Raw genomic sequence first — 23,668 nt, 5'->3', positions numbered from 1 at the left:
GCGTTAGTAAATCCGGAAGCGCCGGTGCTGAGGATCTCCTTCCTGCTCCTGGATCACCTTGCGGTAGCGCTTGTACTCCCACTGGTACTGGGCGGGATCCAGGGCGATGGCGGCCTCCACGCAGGCGTTGACCCCGGTGGCCGACTCGACCTCGTCTGCTTGATAGACGCGCTCGTCGGCGGGCAGGAAGTGGATCTCGAAGCCCCGGCCGGGGAGGCGCCTGGCGACCCCGGTGACCACCCGGGCCTCGGTGCGGGCGACGAGTTTGGGCAGCAGGGTGGCGGTGTAGGCGAGGCGGCCGAAGAAGGGGGCGAAGACGCCGCTGCCCCAGTTCGGTTCCTGGTCGGGCAGGATGCCGATCGCCTCGCTGCGCTTGAGCGCCTTGAGCAGGGCGGCCACGCCACGCGGGTTGGTGGGCACCAGGCTCGCTCCCATGCGCTCGCGGCCGGCGCGGGTCACGGCGTCGAGTTCGGCGATCTTGGGCGGCTCGTACATGGCGGTGAAGGGGAAGTGGCTGGAGAGCCAGAAGTTGAGCACCTCCCAGTTGCCGAAGTGGGGGGCCAGCACGATGACCCCGCGCCCCTCGGCGCGTGCCTCGTCGAGCAGTTCGCGGCCGTGCACGGCGACGATCGAGGCCTCGACCCGGTCGGGCTCGCCCATCCAGGCGAAGCCGATCTCGAGCATGGTGGCGGCGGAGTGGGTCAGGCTCTCGCCGGTGAGGCGGCGACGATCGGCAGCGCCCTGCTCCGGGTAGACCTGGGCCAGGTTGGCCTCGGTAACCTCGCGCTCGCGGCGGCTGAAACGCCGCACCAGCGGACCGATCAGGCGCGCCAGGCGCCACAGGGTGGCGAGCCGGCGACCGGCCAGCGATCGCCACAGGGTCTCGATGGCGCGGGCCTGCAGTGCGCTCGTGCGGGAAGAAGCCTTGGCCATGCCGTTACACCAGCCAGGTGTCCACGTTCTCGGGAGAACGCTTCTCCTGCAGCCCCTTGAAGCCCTTGACGCAGCGGATCACCAGCCACACCACGGCCACCAGCCACAGCACGAAGCCGATCAGCACGAACATCAGCACGCCGGACAGGCAGAAGTAGAGCAGGCCGATCCAGAAGGTGCGTACCTGGTAGCGATAGTGCTGGTCGAGCCACTCCGGCCCCTTGCCGCGGTAGACATAGGCGATCACCACGCCAACCAGGGCGGTGAGTCCCCCGGTGACGATGCTCGCCAGGTAGAGGGCGTAGATGACCATGGGGAGCGTCGTGTCGACCGGCTCGGGACTCTCGATGACCACATTGTCGTTCTGCAGGTTGTCGCTCATGGCGTGGGCTAACGTCCTGGTTCGGTATGGAAAGCTGGCCGCCCATGATACCCGGCGAGGGCGGCAATGCCAGTGTCGGAGGTCTCAGTCGGCGTCGGGTGCGCTGCGCAGCGGTCGGCTGATCTCGAGCAGGTTGCCGTCCGGGTCGCGCAGATAGAGGGACTCGATGGCCCCGGTGGCGCCCTGGCGCTGTACCGGCCCCAGCTCGATCTCCACGTCCAGTGCCTCGAGGTGGCGGGCCACCTCATCCAGCGGCAGCAGGCTGCGCAGGCAGAGGTCCAGGCTGCCGGGAGTCGGCGTGGCGGCCCGGGGCTCGATATCGGTGGCGGTCCAGTGCAGGCGCAGGGCCAGGTCGCCGAGGATCAGGTCGACACGTTCGCGATCGCGGTAGCGTACCTCCAGCCCCAGCACCCGGGAGTAGAAGTCCACGGCGCGGGAAATGTCGGTCACGGTGATGACCAGATGGTCCAGACCTGACAGCATTCGTCTCTCCTTGCAGGATTGTTCAGGCGTAAATGGCTCTGCCACAGAGGATACGATGATGCCGACCTGCCCGCTATGCGCATCCGCCGATACGGCGTTCTACCACCGCGATGCGCGGCGCGAGTACCACCGCTGCCGACGCTGCACGCTGGTCTTCGTGCCGCCGGCCTTCCGGCTCGACCCCCAAGCGGAGCGGGCGGTCTACGACCAGCACGAGAACTCACCGGACGACCCCGGCTACCGGCGCTTCCTGTCGCGGCTCTTCGAACCGCTTAAGGCCAGGCTCGAGCCCGGTGCCCGTGGGCTCGACTTCGGCGCCGGGCCGGGGCCGACGCTGTCGGTGATGTTCGAGGAGGCCGGTCACCGCATGGCGATCTATGACCCCTTCTATGCCCCCGACGCCTCGGTACTCGAACAGTCCTACGATTTCATCACCGCCACCGAGGTGGTCGAGCATCTCTTCGCGCCCGGCAAGGAGCTGGCGAGGCTGGCGAGCCTGCTGCGTCCCGGTGGCTGGCTCGGGTTGATGACCAAGCGGGTCACCGACCACGCCACCTTCACCCGCTGGCACTATATTCTCGATCCCACCCATGTGAGTTTCTTCGGCGAGGCGACCTTCCGCTGGTTGGCCGATGAACTCGGGATGAGCATCGAGTTTCCCGCCGCCGACGTGGTGCTGCTGCACAAGAGGCCGAGCTGATGGCGGAGGATATTGCCGAAATGCCCTCCGTTGCCGGAAGAAAATGCTGGCATCGTCCCCGGCTCCGGAAAAGCGATTGACTGGCGGATGATCGGGCGTATGATTCGCGCGCTCAGCATGGCGGGCGAGGGCGTCTCGATGCCGCCTGCCAGGCGCCTTTGCGGCGCATCTGCCACTCTTCTCTTCTACCTCCTTCCCGTGTGAGGCATGCAATGTCGCGGCAACTGCTGGCCATGGCCCTCGCTCCCCTGCTGGGGCTCTTCATCCTCGGTATCGGCAACGGCTTCCTGGCCACGCTGATCACCCTGCGCCTGGACGCCGCCGGCGAGTCGGCGGTGGTGATCGGCTGGGTCTCCTCGGCCTACTTCATCGGCCTGGCGCTGGGTGCCATGCTCAACGACCGGCTGCTGCTGCGCATCGGTCATATCCGCGCCTACGGCAGCTTCGCCTCGCTGGTGGCGGTCACCGTGCTGCTGCAGGGCCTGGTGGAGCACCCCTGGGCCTGGTTCGCCCTGCGCCTGGTCGGGGGCTGGGCCACGGTGGGAGTCTACCTGGTGATCGAGAGCTGGCTGCTGGCCTCCGGCGATGCCGGGGTCCGCGGCCGCCTGCTGGCGCTCTACATGATCGCGCTCTACGCCGCCGGGGTGCTGGGCCAGCTGCTGCTGGGTGTCACCGAGGCCATGGGCGGGGCGGCGTCGTTCATGGTGATCGGCATGCTGGCCTCGCTCTCGGTGCTGCCCATGGCGATGATCCCGCGGGTCTCGCCGTTGATCGACAAGGCCGAACCGCTCTCGCCGCTGCGCCTGATCACCCTGACCCCCACCGGGGTGATGGGCAGTTTTGGTTCGGGACTCGCCGTGGCAGCGGTCTACTCCCTGCTGCCGCTCTACCTGCAGCGCACCGGTCTGCCGGTGGATCGCATCGGCCAGATGATGGCGGTGGTGGTGCTCGGTGCGCTGCTGCTGCAGTACCCGGTGGGGCGCTGGTCCGATCGCCATGACCGCCAGCTGGTGCTGATCCTGATCGGGGCCTTCTGCACCCTGATCTCCGCGGCCGTGCTGTGGCTGCCGATGACGACCTGGACGCTGGCCGGGCTGCTGTTCCTGCTGGGGGGCGGGGTCTTCTCGCTCTACCCGGTGGCGGTGGGCCATTCCGCCGACCGCGCACCGGCGGGCGCCCTGGTGCGCATGAGCCAGGGCCTGCTGCTGATCAACGCCATCGGTTCGGCACTCAGCCCGCCGCTGATCTCGCCGGTGATGGCGGTACTGGGCGATGCTGGCCTGTTCTGGAGCTTCGGTGGCATGGGCGTCTTCCTGGTGCTCTTCTTCGGCTGGCGGCGCAGCGTGCGTCCGGCGCCGGTTCCCGTGGCGCCGTTCTCGCCCAGCACGCCGATGTCGGCCGCCGGTGCCGAGCTGGCGGTAACCGAGGAGCTGGTGCAGGGGGCCATCGAGCACGAGCACATGGAGGACCTCTCCGACGTGGTGCCCGAGGTGGAGGTGGCCGAGCCGCTGGTCGGCCCGCCGCCTGCCGATGAATCGCGTGTTGCCTACTTCGACGACACCCCAAGCGTGGAAGGTGACGAGCCCGCCCAGGCGGAGCTGCCCGGCATCGAGCCCGCGGTGGGTCGCACCTGACGCGGGAGGGGCGCAGCAGCGGTTAAGACCTTGGGATAATGGTCGACGAAAAGTAGTGAATCTACTATCGCTGTTATCATTTTCCCGAGAGGTGCCTCGATGATCCCCTTTGCTGCCCCCGTCCGTGACCTCCGCTTCGTGCTGGAGGAGCTCCTCGAGCACGGCTCGCTCGCGCTGCCTGGCTTCGAGGAGGCCAGCCCCGATTTGGTGGAGGCCGTGCTGGAGGAGGCGGCGAGGCTTGCCGGTGAGGTGTGGGCGCCGCTCAATGCCAGCGGCGACCGCCAGGGGTGCGCCCGGCGCGACGATGGTGGCGTCAGCGTACCCGACGGCTTTATCGAGGCCTATCAGGCCTACGCCGAGGGGGGCTGGAACGGTATCGGCGTCTCCGAGGCGCTGGGTGGCCAGGGGCTGCCCGAGGTGGTGGCAAGCTCGGTCCAGGAGATGCTCCACGGCGCCAACATGGCGCTGGGGCTGTGCCCCATGCTGACCGCCGGTGCCATCGAGGCGCTGGCCCACCACGGTAGCGACGAGCAGCAGGCGACCTACCTGCCGAAGCTGGTCGAGGGCACCTGGACCGGCACCATGAACCTCACCGAGCCCCAGGCCGGCTCGGACCTCTCCAAGGTGCGCACCCGCGCCGTGCCCCAGGAGGATGGCAGCTACCGGCTCTTCGGCCAGAAGATCTTCATCACCTGGGGCGAGCACGACGCCGCCGAGAACATCATCCACCTGGTGCTGGCGCGCAAGCCCGATGCCCCCGAGGGCAACAAGGGCATCTCGCTGTTCCTGGTACCCAAGTTCCTGGTCAACGAGGACGGCTCGCTGGGCAGCCGCAATGACGTCACCTGCGCCTCCATCGAGCACAAGCTGGGCATCCACGGCTCGCCCACCTGTACCCTCGCCTTCGGCGAGAACGACGGCGCCATCGGCTATCTGGTGGGCGAGGAGGGGCGCGGCCTCAACCACATGTTCACCATGATGAACGAGGCCCGCCACAAGGTGGGGATCCAGGGCATCGGCGTGGCCGAGCGCGCCTGCCAGCACGCCTTCGCCTACGCCCTGGACCGTACCCAGGGGCGCAGCCCGCGCTCCGGTCGCAGCGACTGCACCATCAGCGACCACCTGGATGTGCGCCGCATGCTGCTCTCCATGCGGGCTCGCACCGATGCCCTGCGGGCGCTCGCCCTCTACTGCGCCGCCCAACTCGACGTGGCCCGCCACGCCGCCGATGAAGGCGAGCGCAAGGCGGCCCAGGCGAGGGTCGACGTGCTGATCCCGGTGGTCAAGGCCTTCTCCACAGACCAGGCGGTGGAGATCGCCTCGCTGGGGGTTCAGGTCCACGGCGGCATGGGCTTCATCGAGGAGACCGGCGCCGCCCAGCTGCTGCGCGATGCGCGAATCGCGCCGATCTACGAGGGCACCAACGGCATTCAGGCGCTGGACCTGGCGGGGCGGAAACTGCAGCGCGACGGCGGTGCGGCCCTCGAGGGCCTGATCGGCGAAGTGGAAGCCACCGCCGCGGAGCTCGAGGCGAGCGCCGAACACGTCGAGCTCGGCAGGAGCCTGGCCGGGGGTGCCGCCGACCTGCGTGCCGCCATGGCGGCGGTGCTGGAGGCGGGTGCCGACCCCGAGAGTGGCGCCGATGCCGTCCAGGCCTACGCGACTCCCTTCCTGAATCTCGCCGGCCACGTGCTGTGCGCCTGGCAGATGGGCCGGGCGGCCCTCAAGGCCAGTGCCGCCCAGGCCAGCGGCAGTGAGGAACCGTTCTACTCGGCCAAGCGCCAGAGTGCCGACTATGCTATCCGTCAGTGGCTGCCGGTGGGCCGCGCCCAGCGTGCGGTGATCGAGGCCGGCATGGCGAGCCTGGCAGCCTTCGACGCCAACCCCCACTGATTCCCGCTTCGATTCGCCGCCGGCCCTGCGCCGGCGGCCTCCTTTCGGTCCACGAATTCTTCCATGGCCAAGCGCCAGATCACGGAGCCTCCCATGAGCCAGAGCATCTTCGAACAGGGCCTGCCGCAGACGCCGGCCAATCACGTGGCGCTCTCGCCGCTGACCTTTATCGAGCGTACCGCCTCGGTCTATCCGGACTACCCGGCGGTGGTCCACGGCGAGATCCGCCGCGACTGGGGTACCACCTGGGAGCGCTGCCGCCGGCTCGCCTCGGCGCTTGGGAAGCGCGGTATCCAGCCGGGCGAGACGGTGGCCGCCATGCTGCCCAACGTACCGGCGATGTTCGAGGCCCACTTCGGCGTGCCGCTGGCCGGCTGCGTGCTCAACACCCTGAATATCCGCCTGGATGCCGAGGCGATTGCCTACATGCTGGAGCACGGCGAGGCGAAGGCAATCCTGGTTGACCCCGAGTTCAGTGATGTCATCGAGGAGGCGGTGGCGAAGCTCGACGACAAGCCGCTGATCATCGATGTGGCGGACCCCGAATTCATGCCCGAGGGGCGTGCCATCGGCGAGCTGGAGTACGAGGCGCTGCTTGCCGAGGGTGACCCGGCCTACCCTTACCGGCTGCCCGAGGACGAGTGGCAGGCGATCTCGCTGAACTACACCTCCGGGACCACCGGCAAGCCCAAGGGGGTGGTCTACCATCACCGTGGCGCCTACCTGAACGCCACCAGCAACATCCTGGTGTGGGCGATGCCCCATCATCCGGTCTACCTGTGGACCCTGCCGATGTTCCACTGCAATGGCTGGTGCTTCCCCTGGACCATCGCCGCCGCTGCCGGCACCAATGTCTGCCTGCGCAAGGTGGAGCCGAAGCGGGTGATGGACCTGATCGCCGACGAGGGTGTGACCCACTTCAGCGGCGCGCCTATCGTTCTCAACGGCCTGGTCAACCTGCCCGCCGAGGAGAAGCGCGACTTCGATCACCCGGTGAAGGTCACCACCGCGGGTGCGGCACCGCCCGCCTCGGTGATCGCCGGCGTCGAGAAGCTCGGCATCGACGTGACCCACGTCTACGGCCTTACCGAGGTCTATGGTCCGGTCACCTCCTGCGCCTGGCGCGAGGCATGGAACGAGCTGCCCATGGAGGAGCGAGCCAAGCTCAAGTCTCGTCAGGGGGTGCGCTACCACATGCTGGAGGCGCTCTGCGTGGCCGATCCCAACACCCTGGAGCCGGTGCCCAAGGATGGCCAGACCATCGGCGAGATCCTGATGCGCGGCAACAACGTGATGAAGGGCTATCTCAAGAATGAGGCGGCCACCGAACAGGCGCTCGAAGGCGGTTGGTACCATACCGGCGACCTGGCCGTTTGGCACCCGGACGGCTACATCGAGATCAAGGACCGCTCCAAGGACATCATCATCTCCGGCGGCGAGAACATCTCCACCATCGAGGTGGAGGATTGCATCTACTCGCACCCGGCGGTGGAGGAGGCCGCGGTAGTGGCCAAGCCCGACGAGAAGTGGGGCGAGACCCCCTGTGCCTTCGTCAAGTTGAAGATCGGCTACGGCGAGGTCACCGAGCAGGACATCATCAAGCACTGCCGTGAACACCTGGCCCACTTCAAGGCGCCGAAGACGGTGGTCTTTACCGAGCTGCCCAAGACCTCCACCGGCAAGATCCAGAAATTCGTGCTGCGCGACGAAGCGCGCAAGCAGTAGACATCTGCCGTGCGGGAGTCCCCTTGGGGTCAGACCCCGGCGGTGGGCAACTCGGTTCGACAAGCACAAGGTGACAGGCTTGGTGGCTTGGCTGGGGTCTGACCCCAAGGGGGCGGGCCACCGAGGCATCACCCACAAGAACAGATCAGGAGAGTGCAATGAGTGAGCAAGTGATCGGCGTGGTGGGCGCCGGCACCATGGGGCAGGGCATCGCCCAGGTGCTGGTTCAAAGCGGCTTCGCCGTCAAGCTCTACGACGTCGCCGACGAGCAGCTGCAGCGCGCAAGGGCTGCCATCGACAAGGGGCTGGGCAAGCTGGTGGCCAAGGAGAAGCTGGGTGAGGCCGACAAGGACGCCGCCATGCAGCGCCTGGATACTTCCACGGCCCTGGATGCCCTGCGCGACTGCGAGGTGATCATCGAGGCCGCGCCCGAGCAGCCGGCCCTCAAGGAAAAGCTGTTCCGCGACCTGAGCCGCCTGACCCACGAAGCGATACTGGCCTCCAACACCTCGTCGCTGTCGCTGACCCGCCTGGCCGCCGTCTGCGAGCGCCCAGAGCGGGTGGTGGGCATGCACTTCTTCAACCCGGTGCCGGTGCTCAAGCTGGTCGAGGTGATCCGTGCCGAGCAGACCAGTGATGCCACCGTGGCGCGCATCGAGGCGCTCACCGAGTCCCTGGGCAAGACCGCCGTGGCCATCGGTGACTCCCCCGGCTTCGCCGTCAACCGCCTGCTGGTACCGATGATCAACGAGGCCGCCTTCCTGCTTCAGGAGGGCGTGGCCAGCGCCGAGGACATCGATGCGGCCATGAAGCTCGGCGCCGCCCACCCGCTGGGCCCGCTGGCGCTCGCCGACCTGATCGGGCTGGACGTCTGCCTCTCCATCATGGAGGTGCTGCAGGAGGGCTTCGGCGATCCCAAGTACCGCCCCTGTCCGCTGCTCAAGCGCATGGTCGACGCCGGCTATCTCGGGCGGAAGAGCGGCCGCGGCTTCCACGTCTACTCCTGATCACTCACCTGGCGGGCCGGTCTCTCCTGTGGGAGGCCGGCTCCACCGGGCGAAGGCGGCGCCAGGCGCCCCCGGGGAGCCTCATACCCGGACTGGATCCACCAAGGAAGCATTGCCGCCCAACCAAGCGTTCGCTAGGGTTGGGCGGTATCGTCCAATACCGTCCCAACACCGATTCAACAACAACCCGAGGAGTGCCCCCATGAGCGAGAACCTGATCGAGGTGGTCGACAACGCCGGCATCGTGCGCCTGACCATCAGCCGTCCCAAGGCCCTGAACGCCCTGAACACGGCCGTACTGGCGGAGCTGGAGCGCGTGCTGGCCGGGCTCGAGGGTCGTGCCGACCTGCGCGCGGTGGTGATTACCGGCGCCGGAGAGAAGTCCTTCGTGGCCGGTGCCGATATCGCCGAGATGCGCGAGAAGACCGCCGAGCAGGCCCGCGACTTCGCCCGCCAGGCGCTGGACACCTTCAAGCGCCTGGAGACCCTGCCGGTGCCCACCGTAGCGCTGGTCAACGGTTTCTGCCTGGGCGGCGGCTGCGAGCTGGCGCTGGCCTGCGACTGGGCGGTGGCCAGCGACAACGCCATCTTCGGCCAGCCCGAAGTGCTGCTCGGCGTGATTCCCGGCTTCGGCGGCACCCAGCGCCTGCCGCGCCGCGTGGGCCCGGCCATGGCCATCGACTTGTGCACCACCGGGCGCAAGATCGATGCCAATGAGGCCCTGCGCATCGGCCTGGTCAACCGGGTGATGCCCCAGGCCGAGCTCGAGAGCTACGTTGAGGAGCTCACCAAGCAGCTGGGCGGCAACGGCCCGCAGTCGGTGCGCGCCGCCAAGCAGGCGATCCACGACGGCATGGACCAGGACCTCGATAGCGCCCTGGCGCTGGAGAACGCCCTGTTCGCCTTCTGCTTCGCGGGCGACGAGCAGACCGAGGGCATGAGCGCCTTCGTCGAGAAGCGCAAGCCGAACTTCTAAGGCAGCATCGACTCGCCCTAAACAGTGCGGCCGTGGCAGGAATGCCACGGCCGCGCCGTTGTCACCTCAGCGTGTTGGGGGAGCGGCGGCGGTCAGGCCGCGTCGCCCTGCTTCAGCGACTGCATGTCGATGACGAAGCGGTAGCGGACGTCACCCTTCTGCATGCGCTCGAAGGCGGTGTTGATCTCGTCGATGTTGATCATCTCCACGTCGCAGGTGATGCCCTGCTCGGCGCACAGGTCGAGCAGCTCCTGGGTCTCGGGGATGCCACCGATCAGCGAACCGGCCAGCACGCGACGCTTGAAGATCAGGTTGAAGCCTTCCACCGCCGGCTCGATGGGGTCCATCAGGCCCACCAGGATATGGGTGCCGTCGTAACGCAGCGTGGCCAGGTAGGGATTGAGGTCATGCTGCACCGGCACGGTGTCGAGCATGAAGTCGAAGGTCTCGGCCACGGCCTCCATCTGCGCCTCGTCGCTGGAGACGACCACATGGTCGGCGCCGTGGCGCTTGGCCTCTTCCACCTTGGCCTCTGAGCGGGTGAACACCGTCACCTCGGCGCCCAGCGCCTTGGCCAGCTTGACCCCCATGTGACCGAGGCCGCCCATGCCGATCACCCCGACCTTGTGGCCGGCCTTCACGCCGTAGTGCTTGAGCGGCGAGTAGGTGGTGATGCCGGCGCACAGGATGGGCGCGGCGGAGGGGAGGTCGATGCCCTCCGGCATGCGCAGCACGAAGTGCTCGCTGACCACGATGCGGTCGGAGTAGCCGCCCTGGGTCAGGCTGCCGTCGTGTGGCGATCGTCGCTGCCGTAGGTCATGGTGAAGCCGTTCTCGCAGTACTGCTCGACGCCTTCGCGGCAGGGCTGGCAGTCGCGGCAGGAGTCGACCATGCAGCCGACCCCCACCAGGTCGCCCTCCTTGAAGTGGCTCACCGCGTCGCCCACGGCGGTGACGCGACCGACGATCTCGTGGCCGGGCACGATGGGGTAGCGGGTCATGCCCCAGTCGTTGTAGGCGAAGTGCAGGTCGCTGTGGCAGACGCCGCAGTAGAGGATCTCGATGGATACATCATCCGGGCGCGGCTGGCGGCGCTCGAAGGAGAAGGGTGCCAGGGGCTTGTCTTCGGCGAAGGCCGCATAGGCGCGGGTCTGGCTCATGTCAGTGATTCTCCTCGGGTCGTCGGATTCGTGAGGCTGGCGGGTCGCCCGCCTCACTTGGCGAACAGCTGGCCCATGTCCTTGAACGCCTTGAACTCCAGGGCGTTGCCGCAGGGGTCGAGCAGGAACATGGTGGCCTGCTCGCCCACCTGACCCTGAAAACGCACATAGGGTTCAATCACGAATTCGGTGCCGCGCTCGCGCAGCCGCTTGGCGAGCGCCTCCCAGTCGTCCCAGCCGAGCACCACACCGAAGTGGGGCACCGGCACGTCGTGGCCGTCCACGGCGTTGGTGTGGGCGTTGTCCTGGTAGGGCATCTTCGGGTGCTCGTGGATCACCAGCTGGTGACCGAAGAAGTCGAAGTCGACCCACTGCTCGCTGGAACGACCCTCCTCCAGGCCGAACACCTCGCCGTAGAAGGCGCGGGCCGCGGGCAGGTCATGGACAGGAATCGCCAGATGAAAGGGGGAAAGGCTCATGAAACTCTCCTCAAGCAGGGGGAACGCTTACAACTGGGCCAACACCGTCTCGGCGCTGCTCTGCTCGACACCCTTGGCATCGATGCCCAGGTACTTCACCACGCCGTCGTCGACGATCATGGCGAAGCGCTGGCAGCGTACGCCCATGCCGGCGCCGCTGGCGTCCTTCTCGAGCCCCAGGGCGCGGGTCAGCTCGGCGTTGCCGTCGGCCAGCATGGTGATGGCCTCGGCATTCTGGTCGCGCTGCCAGGCAGCCATCACGAAGGCGTCGTTGACCGCCAGGCAGGCGATGGCATCGACCCCCTTGGCGAGGATCTTGTCGGCGTTGACCACGAAGCCCGGCATATGGGTGTTGGAGCAGCCGGGGGTGAAGGCACCGGGCACCGCGAACAGCACCACCTTCCTGCCGGTGAGGAAGTCGCCGGTGCTGAGGTCCTGGGGGCCTTCCGGGCCGTTGGTCTTGATGGTGACGTCGGGGAACCGCTCGCCGGTGGCAATCGTCATGGGGCAGGTCCTTCTTTTGATGAAAGGGTGGGATACCGCGACTCGCCAGTCTGCCTCGACCAGGCGGAGAACACCAAACACCGCCTTTCACGCTTGGCCGGCCACTCCTTGATGTCTGTCATGGTGGAATCGCGTTTGCCTGCTATAGCTGTAGGGGTCACCCTTCCTCGCCATCCAGGAGTCCGCCATGCCCGCCATGATGAAAGCCGCCGTCTTCGTCGAGCCCGGCTGCATCGAGATCGATGACCGCCCGATCCCCGACATCGGCCCCAACGACGCCCTGATCCGGGTTACCACCACCACCATCTGCGGCACCGACGTGCATATCCTCAAGGGCGAGTACCCGGTGGAGAAGGGGCTGATCGTGGGCCACGAGCCGGTGGGCGTGATCGAGAAGCTCGGCGCCAACGTCCAGGGCTACCGGGAGGGCCAGCGGGTAATCGCCGGCGCCATATGCCCGAGCTTCACCTCCTACGCCTGCCAGGACGGCTGCAGTTCCCAGGACGGCGGCCACCACGCCCACGGCTACAAGCCCATGGGTGGCTGGCGCTTCGGCAACACCATCGACGGCGCCCAGGCCGAGTACCTGCGGGTGCCGGATGCCCAGGCCAACCTCTCGCCGGTGCCCGACGGTCTCACCGACGACCAGGTGCTGATGTGCCCGGACATCATGTCCACCGGCTTCGCCGGGGCGGAGTCCGCCAACATCAAGATCGGCGACAGCGTGGCGGTCTTTGCCCAGGGCCCCATCGGCCTGTGCGCCACCGCCGGCGCCAGGCTGCGCGGCGCGGGGTTGATCATCGCCGTGGATGGCGTCGACGAGCGCCTCGAGATGGCCAGAAAGATGGGTGCCGACGTCACCCTCAACTTCCGTCAGGTGGACGTGGTGGACGAGATCCGCAAGCTTACCGGCGGGCGCGGGGTGGACGCCTCCATCGAGGCGCTGGGGCTGCAGCAGACCTTCGCGCAGGCGCTGCGGGTCATCAAGCCCGGCGGCACCCTGTCGAGCCTCGGGGTCTACTCCGAGAACCTGAGCATCCCGCTGGACGCCTTCTGCGCGGGCCTGGGCGATCACCGCATCGTCACTTCGCTCTGCCCCGGCGGCAAGGAGCGCATGCGCCGGCTGATGCAAGTCATCGACAGCGGCCGCCTGGACCTCGGCCCCATGGTCACCCACCGCTACCCGCTGGAGAAGATCGTCGATGCCTACGACCTCTTCTCCCACCAGCGCGACGGCGTGCTCAAGATCGCCCTGGAGGTCTCTTGAGGTTCGCTACTCCCCAGCCGGGCGGAATGCTCCGCCCGGTAATCCTTTATTCCCTGTCGGCAATGTCTCGCACGCCATATGGCGAATCGCTGACAGGGTCATCCGCCGATTACGTAATTCGCGCCAACGTTGACGGATGAGGCCGCAAACAGGGGCATTATCGGTTAGGCTGCTGGCTAATGGTCCTTTGGGTAATGAGGTGCAGGGGCTTATGCCGCAGTCAGCGTCTTCCCTCGCGTCGTCGTCATGTTGCCTGTAGGAGCTCGATTTATCGGGCGAAGAGCCGCTATCGACCCAAAGCAGACATTTTGCGGTTTACAGAACACAGGGCGATTAAGCTTTTACACTGCCCAAGATAAACTTGGCGAGACTTCATTTTTCCGAGCTTTATGAAAAAGGGTAATTTCGAGGGTAGTGGATTAAGCCTAAGCCCTACCACTATCAAAATTCAACAAATAACCAACGGGGTAGGCTGATGAGGATTTCCCGGGTCAGGCTGATTAACTTCGCGAATTTTTCCAATATAGATATCGAAACAGATGAGAGCATCGTCATAGTTGGAGAGAATAAGGTCGGCAAGAGCAACTTTATCCGTGGCCTGCAACTGATCCTTGATCCGGGTTTGTCCGAACGCGACCGGCACCTAGGGCTAGAACACTTCTGGGATGGACTGAGCGCGAACAAGGTCGGTGAGACAGTTGAGATTTCAGTGGATTTGATGAATTTCACCGACGATCCCCGCTTGATGGCCCATCTTAACGATTGCGTGATTGACCCAGGCCCCCCTATGGTTGCCCGTCTCACCTATCGCTTTCAGCCAAAAGCCGGACTGGGACGCGCCCCTGAATCACTAAAAGACTATGAGTATGTAATCTTTGGCGGTAATGATCCTGAAATGCGCGTCGGTGGCCTACTTCGCCGTATGTTGCCGATAGATGTTCAGGTGGCGCTGCGTGATGCTGAGAAGGATCTTGCAAGCTGGCGCAATTCGCCGTTGAGGCCGCTTATTGAAGATCTAGCCGCGTCACTGGATGACGAGGCCCGTGAGGAAATCCAAGATCAGATCGACGAAGCACATCGAGAACTAGCTGATCACGATGAAGTAGTGGCGACATCAGAACGAATAAGCGAGCGGTTGATGGCCATTGCTGGTAAGCAGCATGCCGTTCCCTTGTCGCTCGGGCTTGCTCCAACTCGCGTGGATGCACTGCTGCGTAGCCTGCGGTTGCTGATCGATAATGGAGTTCGCGGCGTTGGCGATGCCAGTCTAGGAACGGCAAACCTCATCTTCTTGGCCCTGAAGAGCCTTGAACTTGATCGTCTCGTCTTCGACGGAGAACGTGACCATACATTTTTTGTAGTTGAGGAGCCCGAAGCGCACCTGCATCCGCACGTTCAGCGTCTTATCTATCGCTACTTCCTCGGCTCCGAAGAAGTGGGGGAGGTAAAACTTCCGATGACGACAGTACTCACCACTCATTCCCCTCATATCTCAAGCGTTGCACCGATCAGATCTATAGTCTTGTTACGCCATAATGCGGCTGACGGCAAGACTGTCGCAGTCTCGACGGCAAAAGCTCCTTTTACACAGAGGGATGAAGACGATCTCCAACGTTACATTGATGTTACCCGCGGCGAGATTTTCTTTTCACGAGGCGTCATCCTGGTCGAAGGCGACGCGGAGCGGTTTCTAGTCCCCGCATTCGCCGAGGCGCTCGATATTTCACTCGACATGCTTGGGATCACCGTATGTTCGGTCGGTGGGACCAACTTTACTCCGTATGTGAAGCTCCTAGGCCCTGGAGGGTTGGATATTCCCCACGTGATCCTCACGGATCGTGATCCTATCGACGGCAGGGTCCCGCTGGTCCGCAGGCGACTGATCAACCTTCTTGATGTGGTTGGGGATGAGTTAGACCACGGGAACATGGATACGGACGAGGTGATTGAACTTGCCGAAAGTTACGGATATTTCGTGAACGAGGACACTTTGGAACCGGAACTATTCGCCAGCGGACTGGCCGACGCGATGCAAGAGGTGATCGGACGGGAACTGAGGTTGGCGAAAAACGCCCAAATAACATTACAGCAGTGGGTAGATGATCCAGACCATGTCAATAAAGAAAAACTACTGAAGTGGATCGAAAGAATCGGAAAAGGACGGTTCGCCCAGTCACTTGCATCCTCAGTGTCGGAAGACGTTTGTCCTGACTACATCCGTTCAGCACTGGAGCATATCCGCGATGTGGTCGCGTAGTGTCAGTACAGCCTACTTGGCTCAGGCTGCTGAGTTGGCTGGAAATCCAGGCCAGTTAGCAGCGTATAACTCTCAAGGGCACTGCGTGGTGCTTGCCGGTCCGGGAAGTGGAAAAACCAAGACGCTCGTGCTGAAGCTGGCTCGCATCCTGGCTGAGGACGTTCAGGCCCCGCGTGGTGCTGCGTGCATCACCTATAGTCACGAGTGCGCGCGCGAACTGAACCGTCGGCTCGAAGTGTTGGGGTTGCGAGAGACGCCGAACCTGTTCATTGGTACAGTCCATGGGTTCTGTCTGCGCCATCTGCTAATGCCATATGGGCGCTTAGCTGATCTACCGATTCAGTTTCCGCTTTCGGTAGCATCCCAGCGCGTAAGGAACCGTTTGATCAGGCAATCCGGAGACAGACTCTTTGGGCCTAACCATCCTTACAAGGAAATCGATCTAGGGCGGCATCGCCGATCCGTGCTGAATCGAAACAGCGTCGATTGGCGTAGCGAGGAGGAACTCGCCGCCTGGGCCGAAGCTTACGAAGCGGCATTACGCCAAGAGGGGCTAATCGACTACGATGACATGGTTATCTTTGGTCATCGTCTAATCGCCGAGCATGATTGGGTGCTCCCCTTAGTACAGGCTAAATTTCCGGTGCTGGCGATAGATGAATACCAAGATCTAGGAGTCGCGCTCCATTGCATCGTCAAGCGCCTGGTTTTCGAGGGTGGCGTACGCTTGTTCGCAGTTGGCGATGCGGACCAGTCAATATACGGTTTTACGGGGGCTGATGGCTCATTGCTCATGGAGCTAGCTGCTCGTGAGGATATCGAACCGGTCAGGCTTCAAATGAACTACCGCTCATGCGCAGGTATCGTCAGCGCTTCAGAGATGGCATTAGGTGAGATTCGTGGCTATCGAGCGAACGACCCGACCCGTCAGGCGACCATAGAGTTCGTGCCACGCCCCGGTGGTCTGTCAGACCAGGCCGCGCATGCTGTCGCACAGATCATACCAGCTGCCTTAGCCTCTAAGCCGGGTCGAACGCTGGGCGATATCGCAATCCTTTATAAGGACTATCGCGCAGGGGATGTTATGACCGAAGCGGTGGCAGCCGGTGGTTTCGATTACATCCGCGTGGACAACTCCGCTCCTTATCGCAAGGTTGCCCTGACAAGCTGGGTGGAAGACTGTGCGAGCTGGTGCGCTGGTGGCTGGCGTATCGGGCGCCCACAACTGCGCGGGTTGATCGACCGTTATCTCGCATTTTATCGGGCGAATCTGGATGATGCTCAGGCTCGACGCGAGGGGCAAGAGCTGACCGCTTTGCTATGGAGATTGAGGAACGACCAGCAGCCCGCACGTGATTTCGTTGCTTCGTTGCGTGACGGCATCGTAGATCGTCTCTTGGCTGCGGAGTTAGTGCTTGCCGATCAGAAAGAGCAACTGGACCGCATGACTGAAGCGCTCGCCGAAGGCGGAGTACTGGCTAAGCTCGACATCACCAGTCTGGGTGGGCGAGACGGCTCGCCGGATCACTTGAATCTACTGACACTCCACTCCGCTAAGGGATGCGAGTACGACGTGGTTATTATGGTTGGTCTCGACCTCGGAAATTTGCCATGGCTAAACGAGAGCCCAGAGAAGTTACGCGAGAGCCGCCGACTCTTCTACGTGGGGCTCACACGTGCACGCGACGAGGTTCATATGTTGTATTCAGGGTACGTTGAGGGGCGATATGGTCCGATGTATCGTGGGCGCTCGCCATTTCTGAATGAACTGGAGCAGCGAATGCGTGCCGCCGGTTTCTAAATGTCGTACCGGAAGCGTCATCCTCGCCTTCGGTCGGCTCCCACTCATTTTTTGGCTCTGCGCTACGTTGGGCTCCGGTTACTCTGGTCATTATTTTTAAGAGGCTTCAGTGAATCATTTGGAAGAGTTTAGGAAAAAGAAAGGGTTCGATGAAAAGCTAAATTTATCAAACATTAAAGTTGCCCTAGAGTGTGCAGCAGATGCGAATAAGATATCTTATGACTATATAGCAAATATTGACAATAAAACCGAAAAAGATGGCTTTATTGTACATGCTCATCTCAATTTTATTGGTAGAATCTATGAACAAATAGAAGGTATGCTTTGTTGTATTGCAGCTCAGTGCTTTACCAGTTCGGAAGCGCTGGCTAGAGTTGTTCAAGAGTCTTCTATCAACCTGATGTTCATGGCTTTGCATGGAGATGAACGCACAATTACCGCTTACATGGCGAAGTGGTATGACGAACATGTTCGAAAGCTAAAAGAGTGGAAGGTAGAAGCTTCTAAAAAAGAATATGCGTCCCAGGTCACGCCTTTGATCGATGAGCGTATAAGTGCTATTTCATTTTATGAAAACTATGTAGAGCTTGCTAAAACCAATTTTTCAGTGAAGCCTAGTGAATACAATGATCTTTGGTGGAATTCATTGTTTAAGCGATTTGAACAGTTGGGGAAAACTGGTGATTATTTTTCAATTTATCACCGTTTGAGTGGTTCTAGTCATATGACTGCAGAAGATACAATTCTTCATATGATGACGCTTCAACACCCTTTGGAAGCACGGAAGTTAATAGCATTTGAGGCATGCTCTTACTCGGTTATGATGTCTAGAATTGTAACTAGCTCTTTTGTGGAAGCCGTTACGTATTGTTGTATTCGACACAACATGATCGATGAAGAAAATTTAAGTAAATTCAAAAAATTACTTTCAAGGCTTGGGGAGGAGATCAAGAAAATCTCCAAGGATGCAGGTGTGCCAAGTCCTGATACTAAATAAAGCAAAGAATATTTTAGGGCATTGCAAAGCATGTTTGGTATAAATTTGAATAAAGAGAGATAAAATATAAAAAATCCTTTAGGCCGGGTCCTTAAATTGGCTAAATTTCGCTTTGCTTTGCGCTTTAGCCAACTGTTGCTCACCGCTTAAGGCGGCGTTAAATATCAGGAAAATCTCAATGGCCGCTTCTGGCCGAAACCGGTCCTCCGACATGTTGGTCAACAGCGACACCAGCCCCGCGTCATGCGGGATGCGGACGATAGTGATGGCTTCGGCGCAACTTCTGGTACACTCCCGCCATCCCTGAAGTAGACGGAGACACGATGGAAACGGAATTGAGCGAGTTCGAGCGGCAGATGCGCCGCGACATCAACGCCTTCATGGACAACGCGCAGGAAACACGCCGCAAGGCGGCTACCGCGCCCCCCGAGTGGCCCAGGGAAGCCGGTGAAGAGCCCAAGGCCAAGGCGCCGCGCAGCAAGCCCGAAGGCGCACCCAAGACCGGCCATCTGGTGAAGCTGGCCGTACGCACCAAGCAGCTCGAGATGGACACCGTGTTCGAGCATGTCTCCTCCAGCATCTCCAAGGTCGAGGCCCAGTTGGAAGCCGAGAAGGCCGCGCGCAAGGCCGGCTATCCCATCATCGGTTATGTGATCGAAACCAGCCGGCTGTAATCCCCCCTCGGCTGGGATAGGCTTTGGGCATCGCCCTGCCAGGAGCCCGCCGTGAAGATCACCCAGCTCAACATCTATCCGGTCAAGTCGCTGGGCGGCATCGCCCTGGACACAGCCGAGCTGACCGCCGAGGGTCTCGCCTGGGATCGCCGCTGGATGGTGGTGGACGACGTGGGGCGTTTCGTGACCCAGCGTCAGCTGCCGACCATGGCACGCATCCGCGTGCATCTCGAAGCCGATGCCCTGGTGCTAAGCCACCCCGAGGTGGCGCCGCTGCGCGTGCCGCTGGCGGTGGGGGCGCTTCCCCGGATCCCGGTGTACGTGTGGGAGGACCGCTGCGAGGCCCTGGACGAGGGCGTCGAGGCACGCGACTGGTTGAGCGACGTGCTGGGCGACTGGCGCGGCAGCGGCCTGCGCCTGGTGCGCTTCGCCCCCGAACAGCGTCGCGCCGTCGAGCCCCACTACCTGGCGCCCGGCGAGCGGGCCCATACCGGATTCGCCGACGGCTACCCCCTGCTGGTGGTGAGCGAGGGCTCGCTTGACGAGATGAATCGCCGCCTTGCCGCCAAGGGGCTCGATCCGGTGCCCATGAGCCGCTTCCGGCCGAGCCTGGTGGTCGATCACGCGACTCCCTTCGCCGAGGATGGCTGGGACACCCTGGCCGCCGCCGACGGCGCCTGGCGTCTCGGGCTGCGCAAGCCCTGCCAGCGCTGCAAGATCACCACCGTGGACCAGCACAGCGGCGAGATCGCCGTACCCGGCGAGCCGCTGCGCACCCTGGTGGAGATGAATACCCGCGCCGCTCCGGGCGGCTACTTCGGCCAGAACGCCATCGTCCTCGAGGGTGAAGGGGCGAGGCTTTCGGTAGGCGATGACATCACCATGAGGACTCGCTCATGACCATTGGCGCCATTCCCGTCGACCAGCGGGTCATCGGCATCGACTCGCGCCGCTTCGCCTCCATCGAGAAGGCCCTGGTGGAGCTGATCACCAACAGCGACGACAGCTACGGGCGCCTCGAGCGCGCCGGCGAGAGGGGGAGGGAAGAGGACCCGAGCGGCGAGATCCGTATCGAGTACGAGCGCCATCAGAACGGCGCTCTGCTCAAGGTCACCGACCAGGCGGAGGGCATGTCGTTCGAGTGTGCCGCCAGCATCCTCACCTACGGCGGTGCCCACAGCTGCTCTCCCGCGGCGAGGGGGAGGGGCGCGGCTTCTTCGGCCGGGGCCTCAAGCAGGCGATCTACGGCCTCGGCCACGGCTGGCTGGAGACCCTCCATGAGGGCCGCCACACCCGCATCGAGCTGTTCCGCGACGCCAATGGCGGCTACCTCTTCGATGACGGTGAAGGCGACCGGGAAGCCACCGAAGGCGACCAGCGTCGGCTCGGTATCCGTCGCAACGGCACCCGGGTGACCATCGTGGTGGAGAACCCCCAGGTCGCCATCACCCAGTTCCATACCCTGGTGCAGGCCCTGGCCGACAACGTCTACCTGCGCGATATCCTCGAGCGGCGCGAAGTGAGTCTGGCGCACCTGAGGCGCGGCCGGGTGGTGGAGGAGAGTGGACGGATCCGCTTTCAGCAGCCGCCGTCGCTGCTGCTGGTCGGGCCGGAGCAGGCGAGCAGTTTCGTCTTCCAGCAGCAGGAGTTCCCCTTCACCCTGACACTCAAGCGCTCCCGCGAGGCCGAACTGACCCAGCATGGCGACGACCGCACCAACGGCCTGGTGGTGTTCTCCGGCATGGCGGCCCTGGACTGCCAGCTGTTCGAGTTCGAGAACCAGGTGGGCACCGAGTACCTGTTCGGCAGCGTGCGCTGCCCGGCGCTGCTCGAGAAACTCGCCGAGGGCGAGGCGATCATCAGCGACGAGCGCGAGGGGCTCAATCCCCGCAACGCCTTCGTCAAGGCCTTCTCCCGCGCCGTCAGCCGTCTGGTTGCGCCTCACGTGCTCGCCGAGCAGGAGAAGCTCAAGCACCTGGCCCGGGCGACCACCTCGCAGCGCACCGCCCATATGATCGAGCACCTGCTGCAGCGCATGAGCCGCGCGGCGGTGCAGGACCTGGGGCTCACGCCACCGCTGGCGAGCGAGCCCGCCGAGGCGCCTGCGCTCGACACCGCCCTGCGCTTTACCACTCCCTTTTACTACCGCCGGCCGGGCCACTCCTTCCATGTCACGCTGCTGGTGGACCGCGCGCAGCTTCCCCAGGGGGCGGAGCTTGCCATCGACTATGCGCTGCCCGACTCGCTCGCCATCGACGCCACTCCCACGCAGGTGAGGGTGGAGGAGCTCGGCGAGGAGGGGCGCCTCACCTGGACCCTGAGCGGCGAGGAGGAGGGGGCCCGGGGCGAGATCAACGTGCGTGCCGGCGCCTACTGGGCCTGGTGCGAGATCGTGCTGGCCCGCCACGCCTCCCACCACGGCCATGGCGGCGTGCCCCATGCGCCGCGTCGCGGTCCATCGCGGGATCACGGCGAGGCGATGTTCCTGGGCTACGAATTCCGCAACCTCGAGGAGACCCTGGACCGTGCCGTCTACAGCCCCGAGGAGCGCAAGATCCTGATCAACACCGGGGCCCCGACGGTACAGCTCTACGTGGATGGCCGTGGGCACTTCCGTGACTCCGCCAGGCTGCTGTTGGCCGAGCTCTTCCTGGAGGTGATCGCCGAGGAACTGGCCACGCGCACCCTGGAGAAATCGGGGCGCCAGGGCAGTGTCGCCGACTTTCACGCCACCAAACGGGCGATCGTCCGGCGCTATGGAAGCGAGATCCATCGCTCCTTCCTGAGCGTCTGATGGCGTATAGTGGAACTATTTTCCAATAACTGTTCGCCGCGTTATCATGGGGCTCCAGCCTCGACATTCAGGAGCCCTGCATGAGCTTTCACGTCTATCTATCCGGCGAGATCCATACCGACTGGCGCGACGAGATCCGGCGTGGCGCCGAGGCGGCCGGCCTCGACGTGGTGTTCACCGCTCCGGTGACAGACCACGACGCCAGCGATGCCGCCGGCGACCACCTCGGCGAGACCCCCAGCCAGTTCTGGCGCGACCACCAGTCCTCCAAGGTCAACGCCATCCGTACCCGCACCCTGATCGAGCAGAGCGACATGGTGGTGGTGCGTTTCGGCGACAAGTACAAGCAGTGGAACGCGGCCTTCGACGCCGGCTACTGCGCGGCACTCGGCAAGCCCTACGTGACCCTGCATGGCGAGGAGATCGTCCACCCGCTCAAGGAGGTCGATGCCGAGGCCCAGGCCTGGTGCACCACCACCGACCAGGTGGTCGAGATCCTGCGCTACGTGCTCAAGGCCTGAGGTCGGTCGGCTACACTGGGGGCGTCACCCATCACAGGAGGACGCCCATGAGCCTGGCCCTCAAGCGCGCCTTCGAGGCGCCTGCCCCCGAGGATGGACACCGTGTGCTGGTCGACCGGCTATGGCCACGCGGCGTGGCCAAGGCCGACGCCCGTATCGATGACTGGCCGAAGGAGGTCGCTCCCAGCGACGCCCTGCGCAAGGCCTTCCACGCTGGTGAGCTCGGCTGGGGCGAGTTCCGGCGCCGCTACCTGCGCGAGCTCAAGGCGCACCGCGAGACCCTGCGACCGCTGGCCGAGCGCGCCGCCCGGGAGCCCGTGACCCTGGTGTTCGCCGCCAAGGATGAGCACCACAACAACGCCGTGGTGCTCGCCCAGTATCTGGCCATGCTCAAGCCGCGCTAGGTACCTGATAGTCGTTAACGGGACAAGGCCGCCAAATCCGCAGCAACTGCTAACTTCAAGGTTAAGGCGGTGTCTTGCCGCCATCCTGCGAGGTGGCCGTCATGCTGTTCATCACCAACCGTTTTCCTACCCAGAGCATCCGTACCCGAATCGACCGCAACTTCACCTTCGATCTCAACAACAACGCCTCCAGCAACTCGGTGTTCTACTGCGAGCGCCAGGCAGAGGGGAGTTATCAGGAAATCGGCAGCTCAGCTTTCCTCCAGCGGCTCAAGGAGACCGAGGCTCGCCAGGTGCTGATCTATATTCATGGCTTCTCCAACCTGCCCGAAGACGTATTCACTGCGGTTCGGGAGTTTCAGGGGCTCTGTGATGCCGCCAGGCCCGGCGAGGTGCTGGTGGTCCCTTTGGTCTGGCCCTGCGACAACGACCTGGGCGTGGTCAAGGATTACTGGGACGATCAGGAATCTGCCGACTTGAGCGCCTTCTCCTTCGCCCGGGTGCTGCAGCGTTTCCTGGACTGGCGCGAGGGCGAGCAGTTCGAGCAAGACCCCACCCCCTGCCTCAAGCGCATCAACGTGCTGGCCCACTCCATGGGTAACCGCGTGCTGCGCGAGACGCTGCGCGTCTGGCGCAAGTACTCACTACCGGGCGGGGTGCCGCTGCTGTTCCGCAATACCTTCCTGGTCGCCGCGGATATCGTCAACGAGTCGTTGGAGGAGGGGCGCAGCGGAGAGCTCATCGTGCACAGCTCTCGCAACGTGACCGTCTACTTTGCCTCCGATGACCTGGCGCTGCGTGCCAGCAAGGCTTCCAACCTGAAGAACCGCATCGCTTCCCGGCGGCTTGGCCACACCGGGCCGGAAGACATGGCCCGGGTGGCACGCAATGTGTTTGCGGTCGACTGCGACGACGTCAACACCCGCTATGACTACCCCAAGGGGCACTCATACTTCCGTTCCGGCGAGGTGTTCGGCGAGCCCGGTGTGGTATTCCAGCATCTGTTTGTTGCCCTGGAGAGTGGCCGTGTCTTCCCCGAAGACGAGACACGCCGCATGACCATCCTGCGGGGCTGAGG

21 protein-coding genes and 1 pseudogene are annotated in these 23,668 nt (G+C 63.7%); 16 read left to right on the top strand and 6 right to left on the bottom strand.

From position 1 onward, the window contains the following. Positions 1-3: 3 nt before the first annotated feature. The 3 genes from GRB96_RS13160 to GRB96_RS13150 all read right to left on the bottom strand — a co-directional run bounded on the left by GRB96_RS13160 (position 4) and on the right by GRB96_RS13150 (position 1,798). Positions 4-933, bottom strand: a complete 930-nt coding sequence (locus tag GRB96_RS13160) for a lysophospholipid acyltransferase family protein (RefSeq protein ID WP_161432564.1) — start codon at positions 931-933, stop codon at positions 4-6. 4 nt (positions 934-937) lie between these two features. Further along, the gene (locus GRB96_RS13155; RefSeq protein ID WP_161432563.1) at positions 938-1,315 is read right to left on the bottom strand and encodes a DUF4870 family protein; all 378 of its coding nucleotides are present in this window, start codon (positions 1,313-1,315) and stop codon (positions 938-940) included. 84 nt (positions 1,316-1,399) lie between these two features. Next, positions 1,400-1,798, bottom strand: a complete 399-nt coding sequence (locus GRB96_RS13150) for a VOC family protein (RefSeq protein ID WP_161432562.1) — start codon at positions 1,796-1,798, stop codon at positions 1,400-1,402. Positions 1,799-1,853: 55 nt separating this feature from the next. Between GRB96_RS13150 and GRB96_RS13145 the strand changes: the two genes are divergently transcribed. From GRB96_RS13145 to GRB96_RS13120, 6 genes are all read left to right on the top strand, one after another. Further along, entirely contained in the window at positions 1,854-2,498 is a 645-nt protein-coding gene (locus tag GRB96_RS13145) for a class I SAM-dependent methyltransferase (RefSeq protein WP_161432561.1), read from the top strand. 212 nt (positions 2,499-2,710) lie between these two features. Continuing rightward, positions 2,711-4,132, top strand: a complete 1,422-nt coding sequence (locus tag GRB96_RS13140; RefSeq protein ID WP_161432560.1) for an MFS transporter — start codon at positions 2,711-2,713, stop codon at positions 4,130-4,132. Positions 4,133-4,231: 99 nt separating this feature from the next. Continuing rightward, positions 4,232-6,025, top strand: coding sequence for an acyl-CoA dehydrogenase (locus tag GRB96_RS13135; RefSeq protein WP_161432559.1), 1,794 nt, complete (start codon positions 4,232-4,234; stop codon positions 6,023-6,025). 93 nt (positions 6,026-6,118) lie between these two features. Further along, complete coding sequence (locus GRB96_RS13130; protein ID WP_161432558.1) at positions 6,119-7,750, top strand: acyl-CoA synthetase; 1,632 nt, start codon at positions 6,119-6,121, stop codon at positions 7,748-7,750. 158 nt (positions 7,751-7,908) lie between these two features. Further along, positions 7,909-8,757 (top strand): 3-hydroxybutyryl-CoA dehydrogenase, encoded by an 849-nt coding sequence (locus GRB96_RS13125; RefSeq protein ID WP_161432557.1) that lies wholly within the window; start codon positions 7,909-7,911, stop codon positions 8,755-8,757. Between the two features lie 202 nt (positions 8,758-8,959). Beyond that, positions 8,960-9,733, top strand: a complete 774-nt coding sequence (locus GRB96_RS13120; RefSeq protein ID WP_161432556.1) for an enoyl-CoA hydratase-related protein — start codon at positions 8,960-8,962, stop codon at positions 9,731-9,733. Positions 9,734-9,825: 92 nt separating this feature from the next. Here the strand turns inward: GRB96_RS13120 and GRB96_RS13115 are convergent. The 3 genes and pseudogenes from GRB96_RS13115 to GRB96_RS13105 form a co-directional block, all read right to left on the bottom strand. Next, positions 9,826-10,892, bottom strand: a pseudogene (locus GRB96_RS13115) (NAD(P)-dependent alcohol dehydrogenase). A gap of 53 nt (positions 10,893-10,945) precedes the next feature. Then, on the bottom strand, positions 10,946-11,371 hold the full coding sequence (locus tag GRB96_RS13110; protein ID WP_161432555.1) for a VOC family protein: 426 nt from the start codon (positions 11,369-11,371) through the stop codon (positions 10,946-10,948). Between the two features lie 27 nt (positions 11,372-11,398). Continuing rightward, positions 11,399-11,875 carry a peroxiredoxin gene (locus GRB96_RS13105; protein ID WP_161432554.1) on the bottom strand — a complete coding sequence of 159 codons (477 nt, stop codon included), beginning with the start codon at positions 11,873-11,875 and terminating at the stop codon, positions 11,399-11,401. 187 nt (positions 11,876-12,062) lie between these two features. Here GRB96_RS13105 and GRB96_RS13100 point away from each other — a divergent pair, with 187 nt between their 5' ends. The 10 genes from GRB96_RS13100 (at position 12,063) to GRB96_RS13055 (ending at position 23,666) form a co-directional block, all read left to right on the top strand. Further along, positions 12,063-13,142 carry an NAD(P)-dependent alcohol dehydrogenase gene (locus GRB96_RS13100; protein ID WP_161432553.1) on the top strand — a complete coding sequence of 360 codons (1,080 nt, stop codon included), beginning with the start codon at positions 12,063-12,065 and terminating at the stop codon, positions 13,140-13,142. 475 nt (positions 13,143-13,617) lie between these two features. Further along, entirely contained in the window at positions 13,618-15,399 is a 1,782-nt protein-coding gene (locus GRB96_RS13095) for an ATP-dependent nuclease (RefSeq protein WP_161432552.1), read from the top strand. Next, complete coding sequence (locus GRB96_RS13090; protein WP_161432551.1) at positions 15,386-17,200, top strand: ATP-dependent helicase; 1,815 nt, start codon at positions 15,386-15,388, stop codon at positions 17,198-17,200. Before GRB96_RS13095 ends, GRB96_RS13090 begins: the two co-directional genes overlap by 14 nt. Before the next feature lie 109 nt (positions 17,201-17,309). Further along, positions 17,310-18,197: a DUF5677 domain-containing protein gene (locus GRB96_RS13085; protein WP_161432550.1), complete on the top strand. Its 888-nt coding sequence runs from the start codon at positions 17,310-17,312 to the stop codon at positions 18,195-18,197. A 323-nt stretch (positions 18,198-18,520) separates the two neighbouring features. After that, positions 18,521-18,871: a hypothetical protein gene (locus GRB96_RS13080; RefSeq protein ID WP_161432549.1), complete on the top strand. Its 351-nt coding sequence runs from the start codon at positions 18,521-18,523 to the stop codon at positions 18,869-18,871. 51 nt (positions 18,872-18,922) lie between these two features. Further along, entirely contained in the window at positions 18,923-19,771 is an 849-nt protein-coding gene (locus tag GRB96_RS13075) for an MOSC N-terminal beta barrel domain-containing protein (protein WP_161432548.1), read from the top strand. Between the two features lie 241 nt (positions 19,772-20,012). Continuing rightward, the gene (locus tag GRB96_RS13070) at positions 20,013-21,665 is read left to right on the top strand and encodes a hypothetical protein (protein ID WP_205743536.1); all 1,653 of its coding nucleotides are present in this window, start codon (positions 20,013-20,015) and stop codon (positions 21,663-21,665) included. 80 nt (positions 21,666-21,745) lie between these two features. Continuing rightward, positions 21,746-22,186, top strand: coding sequence for a YtoQ family protein (locus GRB96_RS13065; protein ID WP_023005146.1), 441 nt, complete (start codon positions 21,746-21,748; stop codon positions 22,184-22,186). A 47-nt stretch (positions 22,187-22,233) separates the two neighbouring features. Further along, entirely contained in the window at positions 22,234-22,590 is a 357-nt protein-coding gene (locus tag GRB96_RS13060) for a DUF488 domain-containing protein (RefSeq protein WP_161432547.1), read from the top strand. Positions 22,591-22,691: 101 nt separating this feature from the next. Beyond that, positions 22,692-23,666, top strand: coding sequence for an alpha/beta hydrolase (locus GRB96_RS13055; RefSeq protein ID WP_161432546.1), 975 nt, complete (start codon positions 22,692-22,694; stop codon positions 23,664-23,666). Positions 23,667-23,668: the final 2 nt, after the last annotated feature.

Origin of the sequence: Halomonas alimentaria, assembly GCF_009902005.1 — a bacterium.
In the GTDB taxonomy this organism is placed as follows: Bacteria; Pseudomonadota; Gammaproteobacteria; order Pseudomonadales; family Halomonadaceae; genus Halomonas; species Halomonas alimentaria.
Note: the sequence above shows the minus strand (reverse complement) of the source record. Positions and strands in the feature narration are given on the sequence as shown.